The sequence below is a fragment of the Moritella sp. 24 genome, assembly GCF_018219155.1.
Taxonomy (GTDB): domain Bacteria; phylum Pseudomonadota; class Gammaproteobacteria; order Enterobacterales; family Moritellaceae; genus Moritella.
On the sequence record NZ_CP056123.1, the window covers coordinates 2,530,661 to 2,551,668 of the forward strand.

A 21,008-nucleotide genomic window follows, 5' to 3' on the forward strand; every position below is an offset into this window, starting at 1 on the left:
TACCTTGCAGATAACCGCTACATTTTAGTAGCTTTCTAGAAAAATTAGGAGGCGGATTCTATACCTTTGTTGGCATGATTAAAAGCATATTTACGAAAAAAACTTAAAAATAATGTGATAACTCATAAATATGCAGTTTCAGCTTCATTTAGAGTAGACTAAATTAATTTTTTAGTGTTCAAATCTTCGATCTAAATTATATTATTTTATTCCCTGCCTTCTAACAATATTTGTAATTGTTACATTTTTCACGACGACTTCGATCATGCTTAAACCTACCTGAACGTAATGACAGCCTTCGCGCACAATGTCATTTTCTAACTTATAATGTGTTGTGACTGATTATTTAGTTTATGTATTAGGATGTATACGATGAAACTATTACTGTATTTTGTTTTTCTCGTTTCCTTGATAGGGTGTTCTGACAGCGATTCAGGGGACAACTCAAACAATAGTCGTGCGGATGATATGAATATCATTCGCAACTTTATTCTTTCAGATGGCTCAGATGACTTTTCTGGTGACATAATTGCCAAATACGTTGGCGGCTTGTATGACGATAAGACTCTCCCCTTTTACAAAGCCTACTTATTAAATGATAAAGACATCAACTTAGCGGATGATGCAGCATTGACAACATTGGTGGACAATACTAATGGCATTTTTGATGAACTCAAATTTTACCAATTGTTTTCACAGAGGGTCCGATCTATTGGTGCGGTTAATGTAGATAAAGGATTTAACGCCAGATTTGTTAATCAAATTGAGAGTAAGGTTACAGACTTACAGCAAGAGGTTGATGACAAACACTACTCTGTTATCACCGCGTTAGTAGATAATATTTTGGCCATGCAAATTACAACTGGCTATATTAATTACAATATTATTGCAAAGCAGATACTCGGTGATATTAGTTCAGCGGAAATATCTTTATTTTTTCGCGCGCATTACAATCGCATAGTATCTAAAAATAGCGCTCAAGTGATTGCCGAGCAAGAAGGTCTGAGCTTTGGTTATATCAATCAGGAGCTAGCGCCAAAGAGTGAATCGAAAGTTTTTGTCGTCCGAGAAAACACTCACTTATTCTGGAATACTGACAGTACCGATACTGACTTACGTTTGGTTATGCTCAATGCCATCAAGCTGTTTTCTAAAGTAGGTAGCGATTATCGTATCAGCCAATCTTCCCCATTAGAAGCAGCCCTAAGTCAGTATCTAGCGACCCACAACGTTGATTTTTCCATTGAAAATAAAGTATTTGATAGCAGCCTACATGACGCTTACTTTTCTGTTCATCTCAATGAAGCTAAAGACCAGTGCCACCAAGTTGAAGAGTATATTAAGCAGGGCGCAGATCTGTTTATTTACCATAGTACCGCTGGTAGCAAGGATGATCTGAATAGCTTCGCTAATAAATGTATGGTCGATATAATCCAACATTATTATGGCATTGAGCTAACTCTTCTTCAAAATGTAAATAAACGCAGCTATGCGTTTAATACTCAATTATATCCTTATAGCTTTAGTAACAATAGTGGTACCCCTGCGACTGAAAATAGTCCTAGTATTGGGATGAAAGCGGATGACCTACGCTATAACACGGATATCGCAGATCCTCAAAAACACCAAATGCATATGGATATAGCGAAAAGTGTGTATGATTTATCCTCGATACACGAGCTCTCTCAACTCATTACAGATGTTAAAACGGCTTATGCAGATAAGCAACTTGAAGATTATTATCAACGTTTATTTACTATCATGACGCTGACCTCTCATATTATCCGTGAACAGGGATATCAAGTGCCTACATTGGTTAAAGTTCCTAAACTATTGCAGTTGAATAACAGTCAATTACCACTGCGATTTTTCCGCTACTCCATTGACTATGGGCGTAACTTTAATAATGCGACGGACTATGGGGTACCTATCTTTAACCAAGGCTTTCAACCTCACGAAATCGTGGTAACACTGAAAGATGAGGTTCGCGATTTCTTATCTCTATCGCAAACTGATGGTTATCTCACTTATGCAGAAGAGATTATTTACCAACCCATCATTGTCAGTGGCATTGATTTAGACAGCCCGATCTACGTGTCTGACGACCTGAACTACAAGATCTATGGTAGTCGGATAGATGGCCTAGGGTTCGATCTAGCTATTGCTGGAGATGGTTATCTGGAAAGAGATAGAGCGCTGTTTAATATGCATGTTAAAAATGCTGTCGAAGCGTTTCTGAGTTATGAGAATATTCCACCCCATATAGGGTTGTATAATATTCATTCCGTATTTACCCCTTCTAATGAGCGAGGTGCTGACTGGGCTATCGAAGAAGGCTGTGATCCCACCTCTTTTGATAATTGCACAAGGGCCGACTATGCCCCGAGCAAGGATCTAATCTATAAAAATGATAAAGATACTACTTTTCATAGTGGGTTTTATTTGCAAGGCACCAGCAATATTGCTCGGCTACTCGGTATTAACCTTACCCTAGTGCAAGCAGCAGTAAATGCCTACGCCCCTCAGTACGACCAAATTATTACGCTAGTAAACACCAATGTTTATGGCGGTGCTGGAGGCTCAATTACCACATCGAATAAAATGAATCCTGGTGTTTTCATCCATGAATTAGGACATTCTTTTGCCGGATTACACGATGAATATACTTATGGCGGTAATGGTGTACCACCTGGCTTCTGTTCTTTTAATGTATGCGTCGATTTTGATAAATCCCCATGGAAACATTTTATGCCGACAGAAACCATAGACAGTGTTTGTAAGGATGTTTCTGAAGCGTGCCCCTCTGGCACTATTGGCTGGTTTGAAGGCGGATATTATGAAACTAAAGGGATCTGGCGACCAACTGACACCTCAATAATGCACAGCCTCGGTGCGCCTTTCTACGCTTATAACGCTGAAATCTGGGCGGCGAACTTATATGACCGTTCTTGGCAATTTATGATCAACACACCACGACAAGAAAGCCTTGGTGCAACAGCACGACTCATCAATAACCCTGAACAAGATGACTTGCATTTTCGTGTTCATCCTACCAATGAGATGGGGGAATATCAGGATCAATCTATTCGCGTACAGGCATTAAAGTGGTTTATCAATGGTGTTCACCAACCTGACTTAGACAACAAAACAGAATTATTTTACGGTGCCCTAGAGACAGGACAATATAATATCAAATTTGAGTCTACCGATGTGTCAGGCATTTTGGTTGACCCGACTAAACTAACCCAACAGTTTGAATGGACGGTTAATAACAATTCAGTAGTGAAAAAGAACCTAGTTAGCCATACAGAACCCAAGGTGAATGGTTTGAGGATTAATATTACCCTGTATGAACAGCAATTACAGATCACAACGGTTGATGCTATACACCAATATAGCAGTCGAAATAATAAATCGATGGCGTTATTCGATGGCTATATGCTGAGATTATCCCGCGATGGTGTACATTACGATTACCTTCCATTGAGTGTATATTTCCACAATAACGGTCGGTTAACACAATATAATCGCCAGTTACCTACAACATTGCATTTCGACGTTGTGATGGATCAATCAATGCTACAAGGCGTGTATCACATTTCATTGTGGCGTGATAACCAGCAAATTACAGAGGTCCCAGCGATTACCTTCCATCCTAGCCATTATTACTAGAGGTATCTAAATCCTTTATTATTCTTGCGGTTTCAAATCGATTCGGAGAAAATGTTCACCTTAGATGCGTTTTTATAAATCACCAAGCGAAGAGATATACTGATATGACAAATACGGTAAAAAGCCTTTCCACTTATAAAGTTCAAGTTTATATCGGTCAAATTAAGCATAATTATGGTGTTGATTCTGCAATTGATAAGAAAACGGTCAGCAACAGTATTTACCTTTCTGCACTCGGTCTTGCGGAAGACATGACCGCTGATAAAAAGTATCACGGAGGCCCTGAACGAGCACTGCACCAATATCCTGCTGAGCATTACGCATTTTGGCAACAGGTATTTTCACCTCGCAGTGATGCTCAAGCGCGATTTGAAGCACCCGGTATGGGCGAGAATATGAGCGTATTAGGCATGACAGAAGATAACGTCTGCATTGGCGATCAATATCAATGGGGTGATGCGATTATCGAAGTTAGTCAACCTCGCCTACCGTGTGCAAATCTAAATACACGTTGGGATGTCACTGATATTTCAGTTCAAATGCAGGCGCTTAGTCGCTGTGGTTGGTTATATCGCGTTATTAAACCCGGTATGGTGAGTCAAGATGATGCGCTAATCCGTATTAAACGGCTGGAATCGGCAACGACAGTTAAGCAAGTGTGTGAGTTATTCTTTAATGAGCCATTAAACAAAGCAAATCTAACGACATTGATAGACATGCCTGCACTCTCACCAATTTGGGGGGATGTGGCTAAAAAGCGCTTAGAAACGGATACAGTGGAAAATTGGAACTTTAGATTGTTAGGTCATGCTTAGCAAATCTCGATAGCCCTAGTCTCATGACTTAAATGCAGCTTTAATACAAGAAGCCTAATACGATAAGACCGGTAGCATTCATCGATGATTCCGGTCTTATTTTTCTGTACTGAAACCCTCGTTTCAATCTTATCGCATATTATGTTCAGTGTTGTACCGATTAAATATACTCAAATATTTTTTTATACAAAGGCAGTGCAGCGGCACCAATAGCGGCTGATTTGTCGCCAGCCAGCTTTGCAAACGACACTTTTAATAAAGGCTCATCATCATCTTTCAGATCTTGCAGTTCATGTTCCAACTCATGATAGATTTTATCCAATATTCCCTGTGGGATAAGTCCACCAATAATAATTTCCTGCGGATCTAAAATCGTTTTAATCGCCAATATGGCCTGCTTAAAACTAGGAATCGAATTTTTAGCCCATGTATCAATAATAGGGTTATTCTTCTCCAATTCGGTAAGCAACGCTTGATAACGCATTGGGTTAATTTCTGTTAACCCCAGTTGTTTGTATAGATTATTCAGTGATGGACGGTGTTCTTTTAACGGGAACAGCTTACCAATACGCCCAGCATTACCATAATGCCCACGATACGGCACACCATTATGCAAATGACCACCACCAATACCGTAGCCAAGATAAAGATAAAAGTGATTGCTATTTAGCGGCTTTCGGTCATAAATAAACTCACCTAACGCAGCGGCATTACCATCATTTTCAAGCCACACATCGGTATTTAAATATTTAGACAGTTCATCTCTAATATTCAGCGATTCCCATTGTTTTAAGTGCTTGGGATAAATAACCTTATCACCTTCAATGAAATTACAGCTTGTTGTAATACCAACACCAACCAAATGAGCAAATTCATTTGGATAAGCCAGCCTCAACACATCTAGCAATGAAAACAACTCATCACGGCTATAAATCGGATCTTCAAAAATACCTTTCAAAGACTTTGAAAATACCGACTCGGCATTTAAGTTGATCATCTCAATACTGATTTTTTCAACTTCGATATTAATACCCAGACTAAAACCTTTATCGCCATTGATCCCCAATGCAATGCCTGGCTGTCCGCGTTGGCTTTGTAAACGCCCGAGGGTATTAATCCAACCTTCATCAATCATCGTTTTGGTAATTTTGGTGATGGCCGCAGGTGTTAATCCACTCTTCTCTGCTAATTCTGCCCGCGTGATCGGCGAATAAGCATAAACATGAGACAGTATTTGACGCTGAGTATTTGATAAAAGACTATTAGGCATACTTAAGGTATCTATTTGAATAAAGGTTAATTATCTGTAAAAGCCCCACATTACTGTGGAGCTCTACATTATTACATTAATACATTTTCTGTAAATGCTTTCTTCGCTTTGGTTGCGTAATCAGCGGTAAAGAATGATTTACTGAACTGACGTTGCTCCTGAGATACTAACGCTTTTGAGTCATCGGCATCTGGATGTTGTGGTGCACTACCAAATACTTCATTAAAACGCGTTTGCACTTCCGCTGATGTGATCCAGTTAATAAATAACATCGAGGCTGCTTTTTTACTTGTGTTTGCAGGCATCATAATCATGTTACCACCACCCGGCATACCAAACTCTGGAATGTAAAATTTAATACGTGGTGTAATTGCACCTTGTGCTTGCAGACCTTTCAAATGATCTTCCCATGCTGGTGCCATCGATATTTCACCATCATTCATGCGCGTTAAACTGTCAGCATTTGATGACGTAATGGTGATTTCATCACTGTGTTTATCAAACCAAGTCCAAACTTCAGACCATTTTGTTGTGTTTTTTGCATCAAAACCGGTGGCGTAATAAGCCTCATTATCACCCGTCATGTTCGTAATAGCACGTTGAATAAATGCATTGCCTGCACCGCCCTTGTTAGGATCATTTACGCCAAACGCATACGGATTATCGGAGATCCATTTACCTAACGCATCAAACGATTGCGGTAGTTCTTTCTCATTCACACGGCTAGGATCATACGCAAAGCCCGTTTGATTACCCCAAAATGAAACAGCATAACCGCCCGTTTCAACCCCATTTAATTTCGTTTTAAGCTTAGCGGCATCAGGTAGTACATCCGTAATCGGACCGTATACAAGGTTATTTTGCATGAGTGATGGCATACGTGCGGCGTCAATCGCCATCACATCAATCTTGCCCGCACTACGTTTACCTTCTGCGATTAGTTTGTTGATGTTACCTTTTTCATTGCTGTTAGGAACACGTACTTTAATACCGTATTTGTCTTCAAAATCTTTAAAAATGGTACGAAAGCGTGGCTGGAAATACCACACGTATACGTTAATCGCTTTTTCTTTTTGTGCTTGCTCAACAATTTGGTTCCACTGCATTTCTTTTAAATCATAAGCAGAAGCTTGTGTCGTTAAACCTAACGCAACTGTTGCTGCAATGGCTGTAAGTGTTTTATTCATCATAGTGTCCTTTGTTTATGATCTAATTATGCTTTACCAGTTGATTCGGCTAAGTAGTTACCCTTCAATAATCGCTCGATGACTAACATTAAAATAACGTTAGGGATCACAAGGATTAATGAAATAACAGCCGCATTAGGGCGAATAAATGAATAACCCAAATACGAATATAAAATAGTGGGTACAGTCGTAATATCAGGTGAACCCAGTACGAACGCGATATTAAATTCTTCAATACTAATAACAAGACAGAAAATCAGTGATGCCAATAACCCCGGTTTCAGCATCGGCATAAACACATGGCGGAATGTCGTGAATGAACTCCCTCCTAAGTCTTTACTCGCATCAATCAGATCTTGCGGTACGCTGTTAAAACTTGCCGATAAAATACGAATTGCATACGGTAATGCCAATACAGTATGGCCAATCACAATGCCCCAAAACGGTTCTGACAACTCAAGGCTAATTAACATTGAGCTAAAGAACACCCCGATAATCATACCCGGCATAATAAGCGGTAATAGCACCACCACTTCAGCTAGCTTTTTACCACGAAATTCAATGCGACCAAATGCATATGCAGTTGGTAACGCCAAGATTACCGTGAATAATGCAACTAGCGGCGCAATCGTGTAACTATTCGTTAATGCTTCAACAAGACCTGATGTTTCCCACATTTGTTCCCAGCGACCAAACGACAGGACTTTAGGGAACATATCTGGGTAACTCCACGGGTGCTTTGGATCAACCAAAGACCACAGTAGCGCCATTAAAAACGGCACACCAATCCAAAAGAAGTTAATGATGATAAAAAAGCCGATAGATAATTTATGAATTAAACCACCGTTTTTAGTTTGGGCTGTCATTTCAGTTTCCCTGTTTTTTTCATAAATGGTGTTGTCGCAAGACTAATAATCAATGAAGCGACAATTGCCGTCAGCATAATAACAACCGCAATCACTGCTGATTTGTTCCATTCAAAGAATTCTGTTGATGTAATGTGCATTAACATGGCTAATGAATACGCATTCTTTGGACCTGCAATCGAATAAAACGAGTAATCACCCAACGCGCCAATAAAGATAAGAATGAGTGATACCTGCAATGCCGGTAACGTCAGAGGGAAAATAATCTTGGTAAATCGCTGCCAGCTCGACGCGCCTAAATCACTTGCTGCATCTAACACGTCTGAACGAATAGAATTCACAGCACCAGCCAGTAAGATCATTGCAAACGGTAACTGCTTCCAAATTTGCAAAACAATCACCCCCCAACCAAAGGAATCATTTTGCATGCGAATCGGTTTATCAATAATGCCCAGCCAAATCATGCTTTCGTTAATAATACCGTGATAAGAAATCACGTTAACCATTAGAAATGCAGCCACTAACCCCGGAATAAACATTGGGGCACGTAACATACCTGTGATGGCGGTTGAACCCGTAAATGGTTTTCGTAACCACAACACTAACGGGTATGCCATGATGGTTGCACCGATAGCACCAAATACAGCAACTTTGACTGAGTAAACTAAGGCCACATGCAATTTTGTGTCTTGCAGAGAGTCTTGCCAAAATTCAAAGGAGAATTGACTGTCTCCCATCATATTGTGCAAACCAAAACTTTGTGAGACAACCATGTATAGCGTTGAGCCCATTAACAAAGCGATCGTGCCAATACTGGGAAGCAGTAATAAGCATAGTTTCCAGCTTGGTAGCGTTTTCATTAGTTAGCCTCTTCCAAGAAACGAATGCAGTTCGCCGGTAATGAAATACTTAGCTGTTCACCGCTGAATTTTGGTTTTTTAGGCGTTTGTAAACGAATTTCTAAGCCTGAATCATCACCGGGAATAGTCGCAATAATATCGGTTACGTTACCCATGAAGGCCATATTTTTAATATTTAACGTTATTTTGTTTGCAACCTGCTGAATGTCAGCGTTATCATCCAAAATAATTGCGTCTTCTGGACGCCAGCATACTTTAATATTATCTGCGACAGGGGCTTCATCAGATGTCACAGTCATACTCCCCATCACACTTTCTAACGCATATTCGTTAGTCTTACCCGTAGGTGTCGCATAGGCTGAAAATATGTTGGCAGAACCAATGAAGTCAGCCACAAAGCTGTTTATAGGTGTGTAATAGATATCATCTGGTGTGCCGATTTGTTCAATCGAACCACGGTTTAACACTACAATTTTGTCTGACATCGCGAGTGCTTCTGCTTGGTCGTGAGTAACGTAAACAGCAGTTAAACCGTATTTTTTCTGTAACGCTCTGATTTCAAAACGTACTGATTCACGTAACTTCGCATCAAGGTTAGATAAAGGCTCATCAAATAGAATAACGTCTGGACGCGTCACCATTGCACGCGCTAACGCAACTCGTTGCTGCTGACCACCAGATAACTCACTTGGCATTTTGTGCGCATGTTCTTGCAAAGACACTTGCTCAATTGCTTCATCTACTCGTCTAATAATTTCATCTTTAGCTATTTTCTTCTGTTGAAGACCAAACGCAACATTGTGATGAACACTTAAATGTGGGAAAAGTGCATATGACTGAAAACACATTGACGTATTTCGTTTTTCTGGCGGTACATTGTTAACGACTGTCTCACCAATTTTAATTTCGCCACTATCAGGATGATGAAAACCACCAATCATTTTAAGCAAGGTTGTTTTACCGCAACCAGAAGGACCAAGCAATGTAATTAGCTCGCCCTTTTTAGCTGAAAAGCTGATGTCTTTTGACGCGACAAAATCACCGAAATTCTTAGCGATATTATGTAGGCTAAGTTGTGTCATGTTTATTTTCCTAGCAGAAGAGTTGAGTGGATAATAACTTTCCCAAGTTAACTTGACCGTGTTATTGATCACACAAATTGATTATTACTCCCATAGTTGTAAAGTTTAATATTTCTGTCACATAGCGTTACAACATCATTTAACACTAACTATAAAAACAACCAAGTTCATATAAAACAACGATATGACTATATACTATAGTATTAAGCCCGCATTGTAGCCTGGGCGTAAGTACCTCACCCAATCTAACCTAACTAAGCCTATCATCGTCAAAAAGACAAATTAAGTCCAGGCATAAAACCCGTCAAGTTAAATTAACAGTGTTAATTTAATGTCGCTATGTTATATTTTCCCGAGTTAAACAGACAAGTGAGCATTTATGAAATATGCACCCGCCGTTGGCGTAAAATTCGATAAACATGGAAAGGTAAAGGAATTTAAGGGTATTACATTTCTATGCCATATAGCACCGCATGAAACCAAGCTGTTAAATGAAATTAAATGGGCTCAAGACAAATTAAAGTCGATGACATGCGCATATAAATTTTCATTCTTACCCATGACCAGTATGCACATGACTGTATTTGACTGCTTATGTGAAGATATACGTGAACAAGCGCTGTGGACAAATAAGTGTGACTTGAACTCATCGTTATCTGACATATCAGATATGATCGTCAATGAATTAAAGCCGATGTCTCGGTTAGGCGATTTTGAGATGGATTTTCACTCTATCTATAACTGCCCTATTGGTGGTTCTGCAATTCGCATTAAACCTGCAACAACAACCTCAACACAATCACTATTGAACTGTAGAGCACAACTCAGTCAAGCGACAGGTATTAAGCATCCAAATTACGATGATTATCATTTTCACATTTCATTGAGTTATCGGATTATTGAACTGGATGAAGGGGATAAAGAAGAAGTATTAGTAACAACAGATTCTATCGCCACACGTTTGAGCCAAACCTTCGGCACACTCACACACGGTGCTGTTGAGTTTTGTCACTTTAACGATATGTTTAAATATACTCCGTTACATATTCTTGAACGCTAAACCACGTCCTTTTTAATATACTCAGCCATACAATTATGTGTGGCCGAGCCATTTCTAAAAACACCTGTGATAAGAATGCATTTCAGTGTTTTTAGTATCGACATTAAGCGTCGACTTTCAGTAACTCCATCACCATTAACTTACGAATCACGCTGACATACATCACATTAATATCTGCTAGTTTAGCAATATCCGTTAATGAATAGCCTTCACGTAATAACTGGATCGTATATTCTACTTGCTCTTTTTTCATTATATCTCTCATATTAACGGCTGTGTTTTTATATAAATCATTATAGAAATGAATAATTGCTAATATATAGAAGGAGCAATGGATAAACTGTCCACTATCGGACACTTGTGCTTATTATTTAATGCGATAAAAGTAAAAGGAGGGACTTAACAGTAGTGCAGCGTTAACTGTCTATCGTTCGATGAATACAACTATAGGAATGACTAAGCCTGTTTATATAAAGAATACTGTTAATATAAAGAGTACCGTTAATACAAAAAGTACTGTGAATACAAAAATTGCTGATGTTTCCACCAGCAATATATCAACCGTTATCTCTGTTCAACGAGTAGACGCTAATTAAGGTGTAACAACACCAAACCATAAATCAAACTTGTCGAAAATAGACATTAATTGTTGGAATTTAGCTTGGTCGCTCACTTTAAACGTCCCTACTTTCATCTCATCCATTAGCGTTGATTTTTGCGTAATCATGTTACCAAACGCGTTACGTGTCATCGTAATCGTTAAATCAGCATTATCGAATTGTCTGTCTGAATACGATTTCAGTACCGAATTACTTAAATCTAATGAGTATTCACCGTCACCCGTTACATCCAAGTTAATCTTCAGATCTATACCTTTTGCCACTTCAGGTTTCACTGTTACGCCAAGGTATTTTAAGAACTCTTCCATTGGCATACTTGAAGCCAATGACGCACCATTTGGTGTCGATACAGGTACGATGCCATGACGTAATTCTTTTGCGCCGCCAAGGTAATAGTTACGCCAAGGTGCTGATTCCGCTTGATAACCTAATTGCTCCATCGCATCCGCTTCTAAATAACGCGCATCCATGTTTTCAGGATTCGAGAAAGTCACATTGTTAAGCAATGTCACAGCCCAGCGGTATTCACCTTTATCAATTGCACTTTGCGCAATCTTAATGACATTTTGCTCACCACCCATCGCTTCAACGTATTTTTGACCTTGCTGAGCTGGCGTTAGTGGGTTTAGATTCGCTGGATTACCGTCCCACCATGCGCCGAAGTAGTAATCATAAGTCGCGCGTGCATTGTGAGATACCGTACCGTAGTAACCACGGTTATACCATTCTTTGTCTAACGACTCAGGTAGGGTTAGCGTTGCTGATATTTCGTTTGGCGTTAAACCTTTATTTGCTAAATGTAATGTTTGGTCATGAACGTACTGATACATATCACGTGTTTTTCTTAACTGACTTTTGATTTTGTCTTGACCCCAAGTCGGCCAGTGATGCGACGCAATCATGATTTCTGATTTATCACCAAAGGTTTGCAACGCTTGATCTACATAACTTGCCCAAGCTGAACCATCGCGTGTTTTAGCGCCACGCAATGTCGAAATATTATGAATAGTATGCGTAATATCTTCTGCTGCCATCATGGTTTTAAATGCGGGGAAATAAAACATAAATTCAGACGGTGCTTCAGAATTCTGCGCCATCATGACATCAACATCAAGGCCATCAATATGTAATGTTTGACCTGTTTCATTGGCGATCATAGTTGGCTTAATAATACCTAGCTGACCCGAAGATGTCGTTTTACCCAAGCCACCGTCAACAATACCTTTCGTACCCGCATCCAGTAGGTTGCCATACATATATGATGCACGGCGTGACATGGTATTACCTGCCATGAGGTTTTCTGCAATAGAATTGTTGAAGAAGCCTTCTGGAGCAACGATTTCAACATTGCCATCATCCACATCCGCTTGACTTGTTACACCTAACACACCACCGAAGTGATCAGCATGTGAGTGCGTAAATACTACTGCTGTTACAGGTAAATCAGCCACATTATCTTTGAGTAGTTTCAAGCCAGCCGCTGATGTTTCTGGCGAAAGTAATGGATCAATGACAATCCAGCCATCTTCACCACGAATGAATGACATCACGGATAAATCAAATCCACGCACTTGGTAGATACCGCCAGTCACTTTAAATAAACCGTGAATATTATTTAATTTAGCCTGACGTAATAATGATGGGTTAATCGTAGCAACATCTGCATTTTGATCAACAAATTCAAACTCACCAAAATCCCAAACTACTTTACCTTTTGCATCTGTAATCGTTTTTTCAGGCCAGGTCGCAATAAAGCCACGTTCAGCGTCAGCAAAATCACTCCTATTGTCAAAATTAAGATACTGTTTCAGTTCATTGTTTAATTTTATTGTCGCCGGTGATGCTTCTTTTTGTGTTGTATTAAACGAATCAGCAGCAAATACAGCTGGAGATAAAATGGATATAATCGCAGCACTCAGGATCATCTTTTTAAATTTCATCATAACCTCGGTATATCTAAAATGAGTGACTCAACATCACTCGCTGTGTCTTGTTACAAATAATAAGGCGATGAAAGAGGTTAATCGATATAGCAAAGGTTAAATGTGGATTAAGTGCTGCTTAATCCAGAAGTCATTAATTGAAAAGTTAAACTTAATGATTAGAGCTAAAACTCGATTGATCAATACGTTAAGTTTCGTCCTTCAAGACATCAAGAATGGTTTGCCTTAACCATCTTAAGCCTACATCCGCATTTTGTGATTGGTGCCATGTCATATAAACAGGCAAAGGATCCATTGCAAAAGGCAGCGTTAATATTTTGATTGGAGCAAAGGCAGAGAGCGTATCCGCGTACCATTGAGATGTCAGGCATAACCACTCTGTTTGTGATGCCATGATTAAGGCTGATGCCATCGAACCTGCGCGATAGGCTATCTTTCGATAAGGCAATTTCTCTAAAGAAAGAGAATGTAATACATCATCATTAAGACGTTTTGTCGTCCATAATAAATGCTTTTCATTAAAAAATTGCTGCTGAGATAGCTGATCATCAATACGGGGATGATTGATACTACAGGCAACCAGTAAGTCTTGTTCTAAAATAATTTCGTTATGATAACCACTCATCTTTAATGGTACTGTCGCGAAAACCAAGTCTACTTTACGTAAAATAAGATCATCATGGCGTAATTGCTCATCAGAGTCCAAATGTTCAATATCGGAAATAATATTAATACTCGGAGCATGCTTTTCTTTATATTGAAGCAGCTTGGGTAACACCACCAAATCAATGTCTTTATGACTGGAAATTCGAAATGTTCGTGTGCTTGTTAACGGGTTAAATACTTGTCGTGATTTAGTACTATTAACTAATAAATCAAGTGGTGCTTGAATATCGGCATGTAACTCAATCGCAAAGTTAGTCGGGATAATACCGCGGCCCTTGCGAATAAATAAAGGGTCGTTGTATTGCTCACGTAAACGATTTAACGAGTGACTAACAGCAGGTGCTGTAATATCCAGCATATCAGCCGTCGCATTAACGCTACCCAATTTCATTACCGCATCAAAAACACGTAATAGATTTAAATCCATATAATCAAACACATCAAAAAATAAGCGAGGAATTTACATAATATAGACTTTTAAAATGAACACTACAATGTTCAGTTACGATACGGCACAACAACGCTTAAAAACTTGCCATCTACCCGTGTTTGACTTACCCTCTGACTATCGTTTAACAGCTTATTTTCTGATTTTAAAAACCAGTCAATATCTGCTGTATTCTATCTTGCAACGTTGCGATTTAACCGCTACCAGCAATACAGAAAAACAACCTTCTCATTAGATAAAAATGAATAAGAACAAGGCGTAGTATGGATAACAATTCTAATAAAACAGCTGCTGATCAACCCACTTTTTACTGGCACGATTATGAGACATTCGGATTAAGCCCCTCACTTGATCGCCCTTCTCAATTTGCAGGTATCCGCACCGACATGGACTTTAATGTCATCGGTGAACCAGACATGTTTTATTGCCGTCAATCGGATGATTACCTACCATCGCCAGAAGCAGCAATGATCACAGGTATTACGCCTCAAAAAACACAAGCTGAAGGTGTAACGGAAGCCGAATTCAGTAAGCGTATTGAAGCGCAGTTCAGCCAAAAAAATACCTGTATTATCGGTTATAACAATATTCGCTTTGATGACGAAGTCACCCGTAACATCTTTTATCGTAACTTCTACGACCCGTACGCACACACATGGAAAGATGGTAACTCGCGCTGGGATATCATTGATTTAATGCGCGCTTGTTATGCGCTGCGTCCAGAAGGTATTGTTTGGCCAGAAAATGATGATGGCCTACCGAGCATGCGTCTTGAACTATTAACGAAAGCCAATGGTATCGAACATGCCAATGCACATGATGCAACATCCGATGTATATGCAACGATTGCGATGGCGAAATTAGTAAAAGACAAACAACCTAAGTTATTTGATTTTCTGTTTAACCTGCGTAATAAACGTAAAGTAGAATCGCTTATCGACATCATTAACATGACACCGTTAGTGCATGTCAGTGGGATGTTCGGTGCCGACCGCGGCTTTACAAGTTGGGTTGTGCCACTGGCTTGGCATCCAACCAATAACAACGCAGTGATCGTGGCTGATTTAGCACAAGACATCACGCCATTATTAGCACTAAGTTCAGATGAATTACGCGAACGCCTTTATACCCCAAGAAAAGAACTGGGTGACTTACCCCCTATTCCACTTAAGCTGATTCATATCAACAAGTGCCCTGTGCTTGCACCTGCTAAAACGTTACTACCTGAAAATGCAGAGCGCTTAGGTATTGATCGCAGTGCATGCTTAGCGAATCTTAAACGCTTAAAAGAAAGTGCAACATTACGTGAAAACGTCGTTGGTGTGTATCAAGTCGAGCGCGAATATCCAAAATCGAATAACGTTGATGCAATGATTTACGATGGTTTCTTCAGTGCGGGTGATAAAGCTAACTTTGAGATCCTACGTGAAACAGCACCAGAACAGCTTGCAGGATTGAAACTAAAAGTCAGTGACGAGCGTTTCAATGAGCTATTCTTCCGCTATCGTGCCCGTAACTTCCCGCATTTACTGTCTATGCCTGAGCAACAGAAGTGGCTTAATCATTGCCGTACAGTACTTGAAGATGCAGCACCTGCTTACTTTGCAAGATTAGATGCGTTAGCCATTGAGAATAGCCATGACGAACGTAAAATGAAACTGCTTCAGCAGTTATACCTTTATGGTCAGAAGATTATTGGTGCATAACGGCTATTACTTTTCATTTAGTGAATAGATAGTCACACTTGTAAATAGATAATATAAAGCCTGTTAGATAATTTATTATTGGAATAAGTTAAACTAACAGGCTTTTTTGTTTTACGTCTGTATTTATAGCCAACGCTGTCGATTAACTATTAACTATTAACTATTAACTATTAACTATTAACTATTAACTATTAGAACAATTTATTTAGACCTTTAAATATCTCATTCTTAATCTTATCTTTTTTCTCATCACTACCAAGGTACTTTTCAATTAGCTTGTCTTTTTCAAGTTCAATCACTTGTTTTGTTACGTCACTAAAATCAAACTTAATACTTGGTTCTGCAAAGCTACCTTTTACGTTAACTGGAAGACGTAAATCGCGCACAGCTTTCATCGTTGAACTTGATTGGCCACCAATATTTTCAGCAACTGATGCACCAAACGTAAAATCAAGCTTTTCACGCATTAAGTCTGCATGACCTTTACCGTCCACCTTAATCGCAGGTGATGCTAAATCAATCTTCGTTGATGTTAACTTACCATGACCTAACTTAAAGTTTGCAACCATTGAACTGAAATCAGTTTGCTCACTTTGGTCAGCATCATCGACAGGCTTCTTGCTAAACATAGCAATTGCTTTACGAACTTCTTGCGCCACATTAACACCTAACACTGCACCATCAGAAAAGGTCGTGTTTATCGTGCCCTTCGTGACCGATTTAAGCTTTGTCATGGTTAACCCTTTACCGCTTAAACGTACATCCATATCAACCAAGCCCGTTAGCATTTTCTTACCCGCAGCAATTGTCACTAATTGCTCCGACTGTACTTTCTCTAACGTGCTATTCATATTAAATGTAGCAGGCTTCTGGTTGCTATCTAGTAACGCTTTAACCATCAGTTTACCTTCATACAGATCTGACGATAATTTAGTTAACTGAAATACACCATCTTTTAACTCACTCTGTACTTTAATATTATCCAAGACATACTCGCCCTGTTTAATTTTAGTAATGGTTAATGTGCCCTTTTGATTCACGCTTGATAGCGCAGTCAGATCTGGTTCAACTTCAGCAGGCTTATTCTTATTTGTACCTTTAGTGCTTGCTGGTTTTGTACTTTTAGCATCAGTCTTAGGCAGCCAGTCGTCAACAACCAGTGTGTTCATTGCAAGGTTGTATTCTAGACTTGGTTTTGCAAATACATCCGCAGATAAGTCACCCGTGATCTTTAACTCATCAACGCCTAATTTAAGACCCGTTAATTGCATTTTTTTATAAGCATTGTCATACGTCATATCGCCTTGTAATGAAATATTCATCTCTGGACGCGGTAATGACTTACCTGTTAAGGCGAGTTTGTTATCAAGTTGCGCGAGTGTAATTTGATTAAACTGCTCATCAATAGTGAGTACCATGCTGGTATTCAATTTAGCCGTTAACTCATTCGTGCGATAATTTGCGGCTAACGTAATAGCGACAGGTTTGGCAAAAGCAAACTCACCGATATTTAAGCTGCTGTCAGATAACTTGTGATATGTGCCATCTTGACGATTATTCAATGATAACTGGGCATTAGTAATGTTTACACCTTTCACCACAAACTTATATTCACTCTTCGCTATATCACCTTCAGGAGTAACTTTAATCGCTTGGATATCTTCGTTTGATAATGGTTTTTCTGGTGGCGCTAATGTGGCAAGTAACTCATCCATGTTATTACGGCCATCAGCTAATGTTTCTATATTTACCGTTAAGCCATCTACTTCTACATTCGTCACAACGATTGTTTTCGTTAATAATGACATCAACTCAACGGCTGCATGAACATTTTTAACTTCAACTTGTTTCGAGTCTGCATATTCATGCTTATTGAATAAGGTCACTTTACCTAGTTCAAAGCCAATCTGTGGGTAGAACGTTAAGTTCAGATCACCTTCAATTGTGACATCTTGTTTAGTGTGCTGTTTTGCTTGCTCAATCAAATTGTCTTTAATTAACTCTTCATTCACTAAAAACTTAATCGCAATAAAACCCACGATAAAAATAACCGCAATGAGTCCACCAATACCAAGGAGTACTTTTTTCATCCTGAAACCACCTTATTAGAAATATTTCATAACCTGTTATGACAACACATAATAGATTATGTTTACGCTATCTACTCTAAGAATATCATGTAATTACCATAAAGGCAGAAAGATACATAATAAAAAAGCACCCACTATATAAAGGGTAATTAGATTATAGGAGGTTACGCATAATATTTAGCGATTATTGAATAATTAGCTTAAAAAACCTGCACCACGCTAATTTCAGCATTAAAGTATTATTCATAAATATAGCCAGAACACGGAACTATAATCATGATTACTGCATATCTATTAAATATCGATATATAAAACTAGAAAAAACACGCTAATCGATATAATTCATCAATGAAAAAGTCTATATCTGTGATCTACGCCTCCTAAAATACTATAAATTATTTTAATTTCATGACGCCCGACACAGGGTGTTAATAATATGTTTCTCATATGTATATTCGCAGTTACTATCTCCAACAATTAAGTTTACCGCAGTTAAAAGCTCGGAAATTTAAAGAATATGGAATAATTAGTGACAATGTTGTTTATCAATCTGATTTCAGCATGGGTCCTATAAAAGGGAAAGTTTAATGAAAGATAATAATATTTACGCTGAATCATCGCGTGACCTAAATAACACCAATGCAGGTAACAAATCACTGCTGCGATTTTTAGTACCGTCATTAATCGGGTTATTTTTATTCATGACCCCAGTAAGTTATGAAGGTCAAATGACGATACCAGTCGCTTTGTTAGCGAAAGCGTTAATGGCACTATTAGATGGTTACTTACTTAATATCATTACCATCATCATTTCATTTATGGCTGTGTCATCGACATTAGCTGTTTTATTTAAGCCTAAGTTTATTACCCAACGCACGTTCTTAACTGAATTGTTCATGCCAACACCACTTTGGTTAGCGGTCAGAATTATCAGTGGCGCGTTTACTATCGCGACTGTATTTCAAATTGGGCCTGAATATATTTGGAATGAAAATACCGGTGGTCTTGTACTGAATGACTTACTACCAACACTTTTTGCAGTCTTTATTTTTGCAGGTCTTCTATTACCTTTGCTCCTTAACTTTGGCTTACTTGAGTTGTGTGGTTCGCTATGTACTAAGATCATGCGTCCAGTCTTCAACCTACCAGGTCGCTCTGCGGTTGACTGTATTGCATCTTGGTTAGGCGATGGTAGTGTTGGTATATTACTGACGGACAAACAGTATCAAGAGAAGTTCTATACACAGCGTGAAGCTGCTGTTATTGGGACAACGTTCTCGGCAGTATCAATCACGTTCAGCCTTGTTGTTATTGCGCAGGTTAATTTAGAGCAGTACTTCTTACCCTACTACTTGGCAATTACACTATCAGGTATTGTTGCGGCAATCATCATTCCTAAATTACCGCCTTTGTGTTGGAAAAAAGACATCTATATTGATGGTTCAGCCAAAACGCATGATTTGGAAGCGATCCCTGCCAACCATAATGTATTTTCATGGGGTATTGATCAGGCGATAGAGAAAGCATCGAAAGTAACATCATACCGCACAGTGTTTATCGAAGGATTGAAAAACGCGACACATATGGTATTCGGTATTCTGCCTGTTGTAATGGCAATCGGTACTATCGGTTTACTTATCGCTGAATATACATCTGTGTTTGCGATACTAGGCAAACCATTTATGTATTACCTTGATTTAATGAACGTACCAGAAGCAGCACTTGCATCTGAATCATTAGTTGTTGGTTTTGCTGATATGTTTGTGCCGAGTATCCTTGCAACGTCTATCGATACTGATATGACTCGTTTCGTCATTGCTGGTGTATCCGTGTCGCAGCTTATCTACATGTCAGAAGTGGGCGCGTTGATTCTAGGTAGTAAAATTCCGGTGAATATCGTCGACCTATTCATTATCTTCGTACTGCGTACAATCATCACATTACCGATTATCACTGGTGTTGCACATCTTATATTCTAGTTAAGACCACATTAACGAAGAAAATAACTGATAATTAAAACGCGAAGCAAAAAAATCCCCATCACTGTTTACACAATGATGGGGATTTTTATATTTACACTCAATGTATTCCAACAATATTCAGTCAGTCATCATCTATGCATTTTTAGTAGCATTATCGTCTTGGTTAATACGACTTGAATCAGCACCGTGTTGGTTTTTATACTTTGCATCTTTACGTTGATTGTAAGGACGCGCAGCAGGTGCAGTCAGTGTTTCAAAGTTTAACGCTGCAATCGTCATTTTAGGACGTAACGCAAGCGGCAACTTACCACTATTATAAAACTCAAGAACGATACGACCAGACCAGCCTGGATCAATACGATGCGCTGTAACATGAACCATAAGGCCAAGACGTGCAAGTGATGAACGGCCATCCAACCAACCTACAATATCTGCTGGTAACGTCACTTTTTCAAACGTAACAGACAATGCAAATTCGCCTGGATGTAAGATAAATGCTTCACCATCAGGTATTACAATTTCATCACTCATGACTTTATCAAGTTGAGTAGCCACTTCTTCTTTCGGGCCACTTAAATCAATATAAGGTGCATTGTGCGCTTGGAATACACGAAATTCATGACCTAAAGTAACATCAACGCTTACGCCACTAATTTTACTTTGGTCAGGTCTTGGTTCAATCGAAATTCGACCGTCTTCTAAGTAGTTTTCAATATCTGTATCGCACAGGCGCATGTTTTC

16 protein-coding genes are annotated in these 21,008 nt (G+C 39.0%); 6 read left to right on the forward strand and 10 right to left on the reverse strand.

From position 1 onward, the window contains the following. Positions 1-372: 372 nt before the first annotated feature. Both HWV00_RS11265 and HWV00_RS11270 read left to right on the forward strand, forming a co-directional pair. Positions 373-3,672, forward strand: coding sequence for a M64 family metallopeptidase (locus HWV00_RS11265; protein WP_211681245.1), 3,300 nt, complete (start codon positions 373-375; stop codon positions 3,670-3,672). 104 nt (positions 3,673-3,776) lie between these two features. After that, positions 3,777-4,487 (forward strand): MOSC domain-containing protein, encoded by a 711-nt coding sequence (locus HWV00_RS11270; protein ID WP_211681247.1) that lies wholly within the window; start codon positions 3,777-3,779, stop codon positions 4,485-4,487. Positions 4,488-4,647: 160 nt separating this feature from the next. Here the strand turns inward: HWV00_RS11270 and HWV00_RS11275 are convergent, their stop codons facing one another. From HWV00_RS11275 to HWV00_RS11295, 5 genes are all read right to left on the reverse strand, one after another. After that, entirely contained in the window at positions 4,648-5,757 is a 1,110-nt protein-coding gene (locus tag HWV00_RS11275; RefSeq protein WP_211681249.1) for an ROK family transcriptional regulator, read from the reverse strand. 71 nt (positions 5,758-5,828) lie between these two features. Beyond that, a complete protein-coding gene (locus HWV00_RS11280; RefSeq protein ID WP_211681251.1) occupies positions 5,829-6,947 on the reverse strand; it encodes an extracellular solute-binding protein in 1,119 nt (372 codons plus the stop codon). 23 nt (positions 6,948-6,970) lie between these two features. After that, complete coding sequence (locus HWV00_RS11285; protein ID WP_211681253.1) at positions 6,971-7,810, reverse strand: ABC transporter permease; 840 nt, start codon at positions 7,808-7,810, stop codon at positions 6,971-6,973. After that, positions 7,807-8,670 (reverse strand): ABC transporter permease, encoded by an 864-nt coding sequence (locus HWV00_RS11290; RefSeq protein WP_211681255.1) that lies wholly within the window; start codon positions 8,668-8,670, stop codon positions 7,807-7,809. Before HWV00_RS11290 ends, HWV00_RS11285 begins: the two co-directional genes overlap by 4 nt. After that, positions 8,670-9,752 carry an ABC transporter ATP-binding protein gene (locus tag HWV00_RS11295; protein ID WP_211681257.1) on the reverse strand — a complete coding sequence of 361 codons (1,083 nt, stop codon included), beginning with the start codon at positions 9,750-9,752 and terminating at the stop codon, positions 8,670-8,672. The genes HWV00_RS11290 and HWV00_RS11295 overlap by 1 nt, the downstream gene beginning before the upstream one ends. A 379-nt stretch (positions 9,753-10,131) precedes the next feature. On the opposite strand from HWV00_RS11295, the gene HWV00_RS11300 reads away from it, so the two are divergent. Further along, on the forward strand, positions 10,132-10,812 hold the full coding sequence (locus HWV00_RS11300) for a DUF1868 domain-containing protein (RefSeq protein ID WP_211681259.1): 681 nt from the start codon (positions 10,132-10,134) through the stop codon (positions 10,810-10,812). Between the two features lie 103 nt (positions 10,813-10,915). Here HWV00_RS11300 and HWV00_RS11305 read toward each other — a convergent pair whose 3' ends face one another. From HWV00_RS11305 to HWV00_RS11315, 3 genes are all read right to left on the reverse strand, one after another. After that, the gene (locus tag HWV00_RS11305) at positions 10,916-11,065 is read right to left on the reverse strand and encodes a hypothetical protein (protein WP_211681261.1); all 150 of its coding nucleotides are present in this window, start codon (positions 11,063-11,065) and stop codon (positions 10,916-10,918) included. A gap of 339 nt (positions 11,066-11,404) precedes the next feature. Then, the gene (locus tag HWV00_RS11310) at positions 11,405-13,375 is read right to left on the reverse strand and encodes an alkyl/aryl-sulfatase (protein WP_255554499.1); all 1,971 of its coding nucleotides are present in this window, start codon (positions 13,373-13,375) and stop codon (positions 11,405-11,407) included. A gap of 187 nt (positions 13,376-13,562) precedes the next feature. After that, positions 13,563-14,468 carry a LysR family transcriptional regulator gene (locus HWV00_RS11315; protein WP_211681264.1) on the reverse strand — a complete coding sequence of 302 codons (906 nt, stop codon included), beginning with the start codon at positions 14,466-14,468 and terminating at the stop codon, positions 13,563-13,565. Positions 14,469-14,523: 55 nt separating this feature from the next. Here HWV00_RS11315 and HWV00_RS11320 point away from each other — a divergent pair, with 55 nt between their 5' ends. Both HWV00_RS11320 and sbcB read left to right on the forward strand, forming a co-directional pair. Beyond that, complete coding sequence (locus HWV00_RS11320; RefSeq protein WP_211681265.1) at positions 14,524-14,724, forward strand: hypothetical protein; 201 nt, start codon at positions 14,524-14,526, stop codon at positions 14,722-14,724. A 28-nt stretch (positions 14,725-14,752) separates the two neighbouring features. Further along, the gene (sbcB, locus tag HWV00_RS11325) at positions 14,753-16,195 is read left to right on the forward strand and encodes an exodeoxyribonuclease I (protein WP_211681267.1); all 1,443 of its coding nucleotides are present in this window, start codon (positions 14,753-14,755) and stop codon (positions 16,193-16,195) included. Between the two features lie 191 nt (positions 16,196-16,386). Here the strand turns inward: sbcB and HWV00_RS11330 are convergent, their stop codons facing one another. Next, complete coding sequence (locus HWV00_RS11330) at positions 16,387-18,285, reverse strand: AsmA family protein (RefSeq protein ID WP_211681269.1); 1,899 nt, start codon at positions 18,283-18,285, stop codon at positions 16,387-16,389. Between the two features lie 587 nt (positions 18,286-18,872). Here HWV00_RS11330 and HWV00_RS11335 point away from each other — a divergent pair. After that, positions 18,873-20,264: a YjiH family protein gene (locus HWV00_RS11335; protein ID WP_211681271.1), complete on the forward strand. Its 1,392-nt coding sequence runs from the start codon at positions 18,873-18,875 to the stop codon at positions 20,262-20,264. Between the two features lie 135 nt (positions 20,265-20,399). Here HWV00_RS11335 and dcd read toward each other — a convergent pair whose 3' ends face one another. Continuing rightward, the gene (gene dcd, locus HWV00_RS11340) at positions 20,400-21,002 is read right to left on the reverse strand and encodes a dCTP deaminase (RefSeq protein ID WP_211681273.1); all 603 of its coding nucleotides are present in this window, start codon (positions 21,000-21,002) and stop codon (positions 20,400-20,402) included. Positions 21,003-21,008 lie beyond the last annotated feature (6 nt).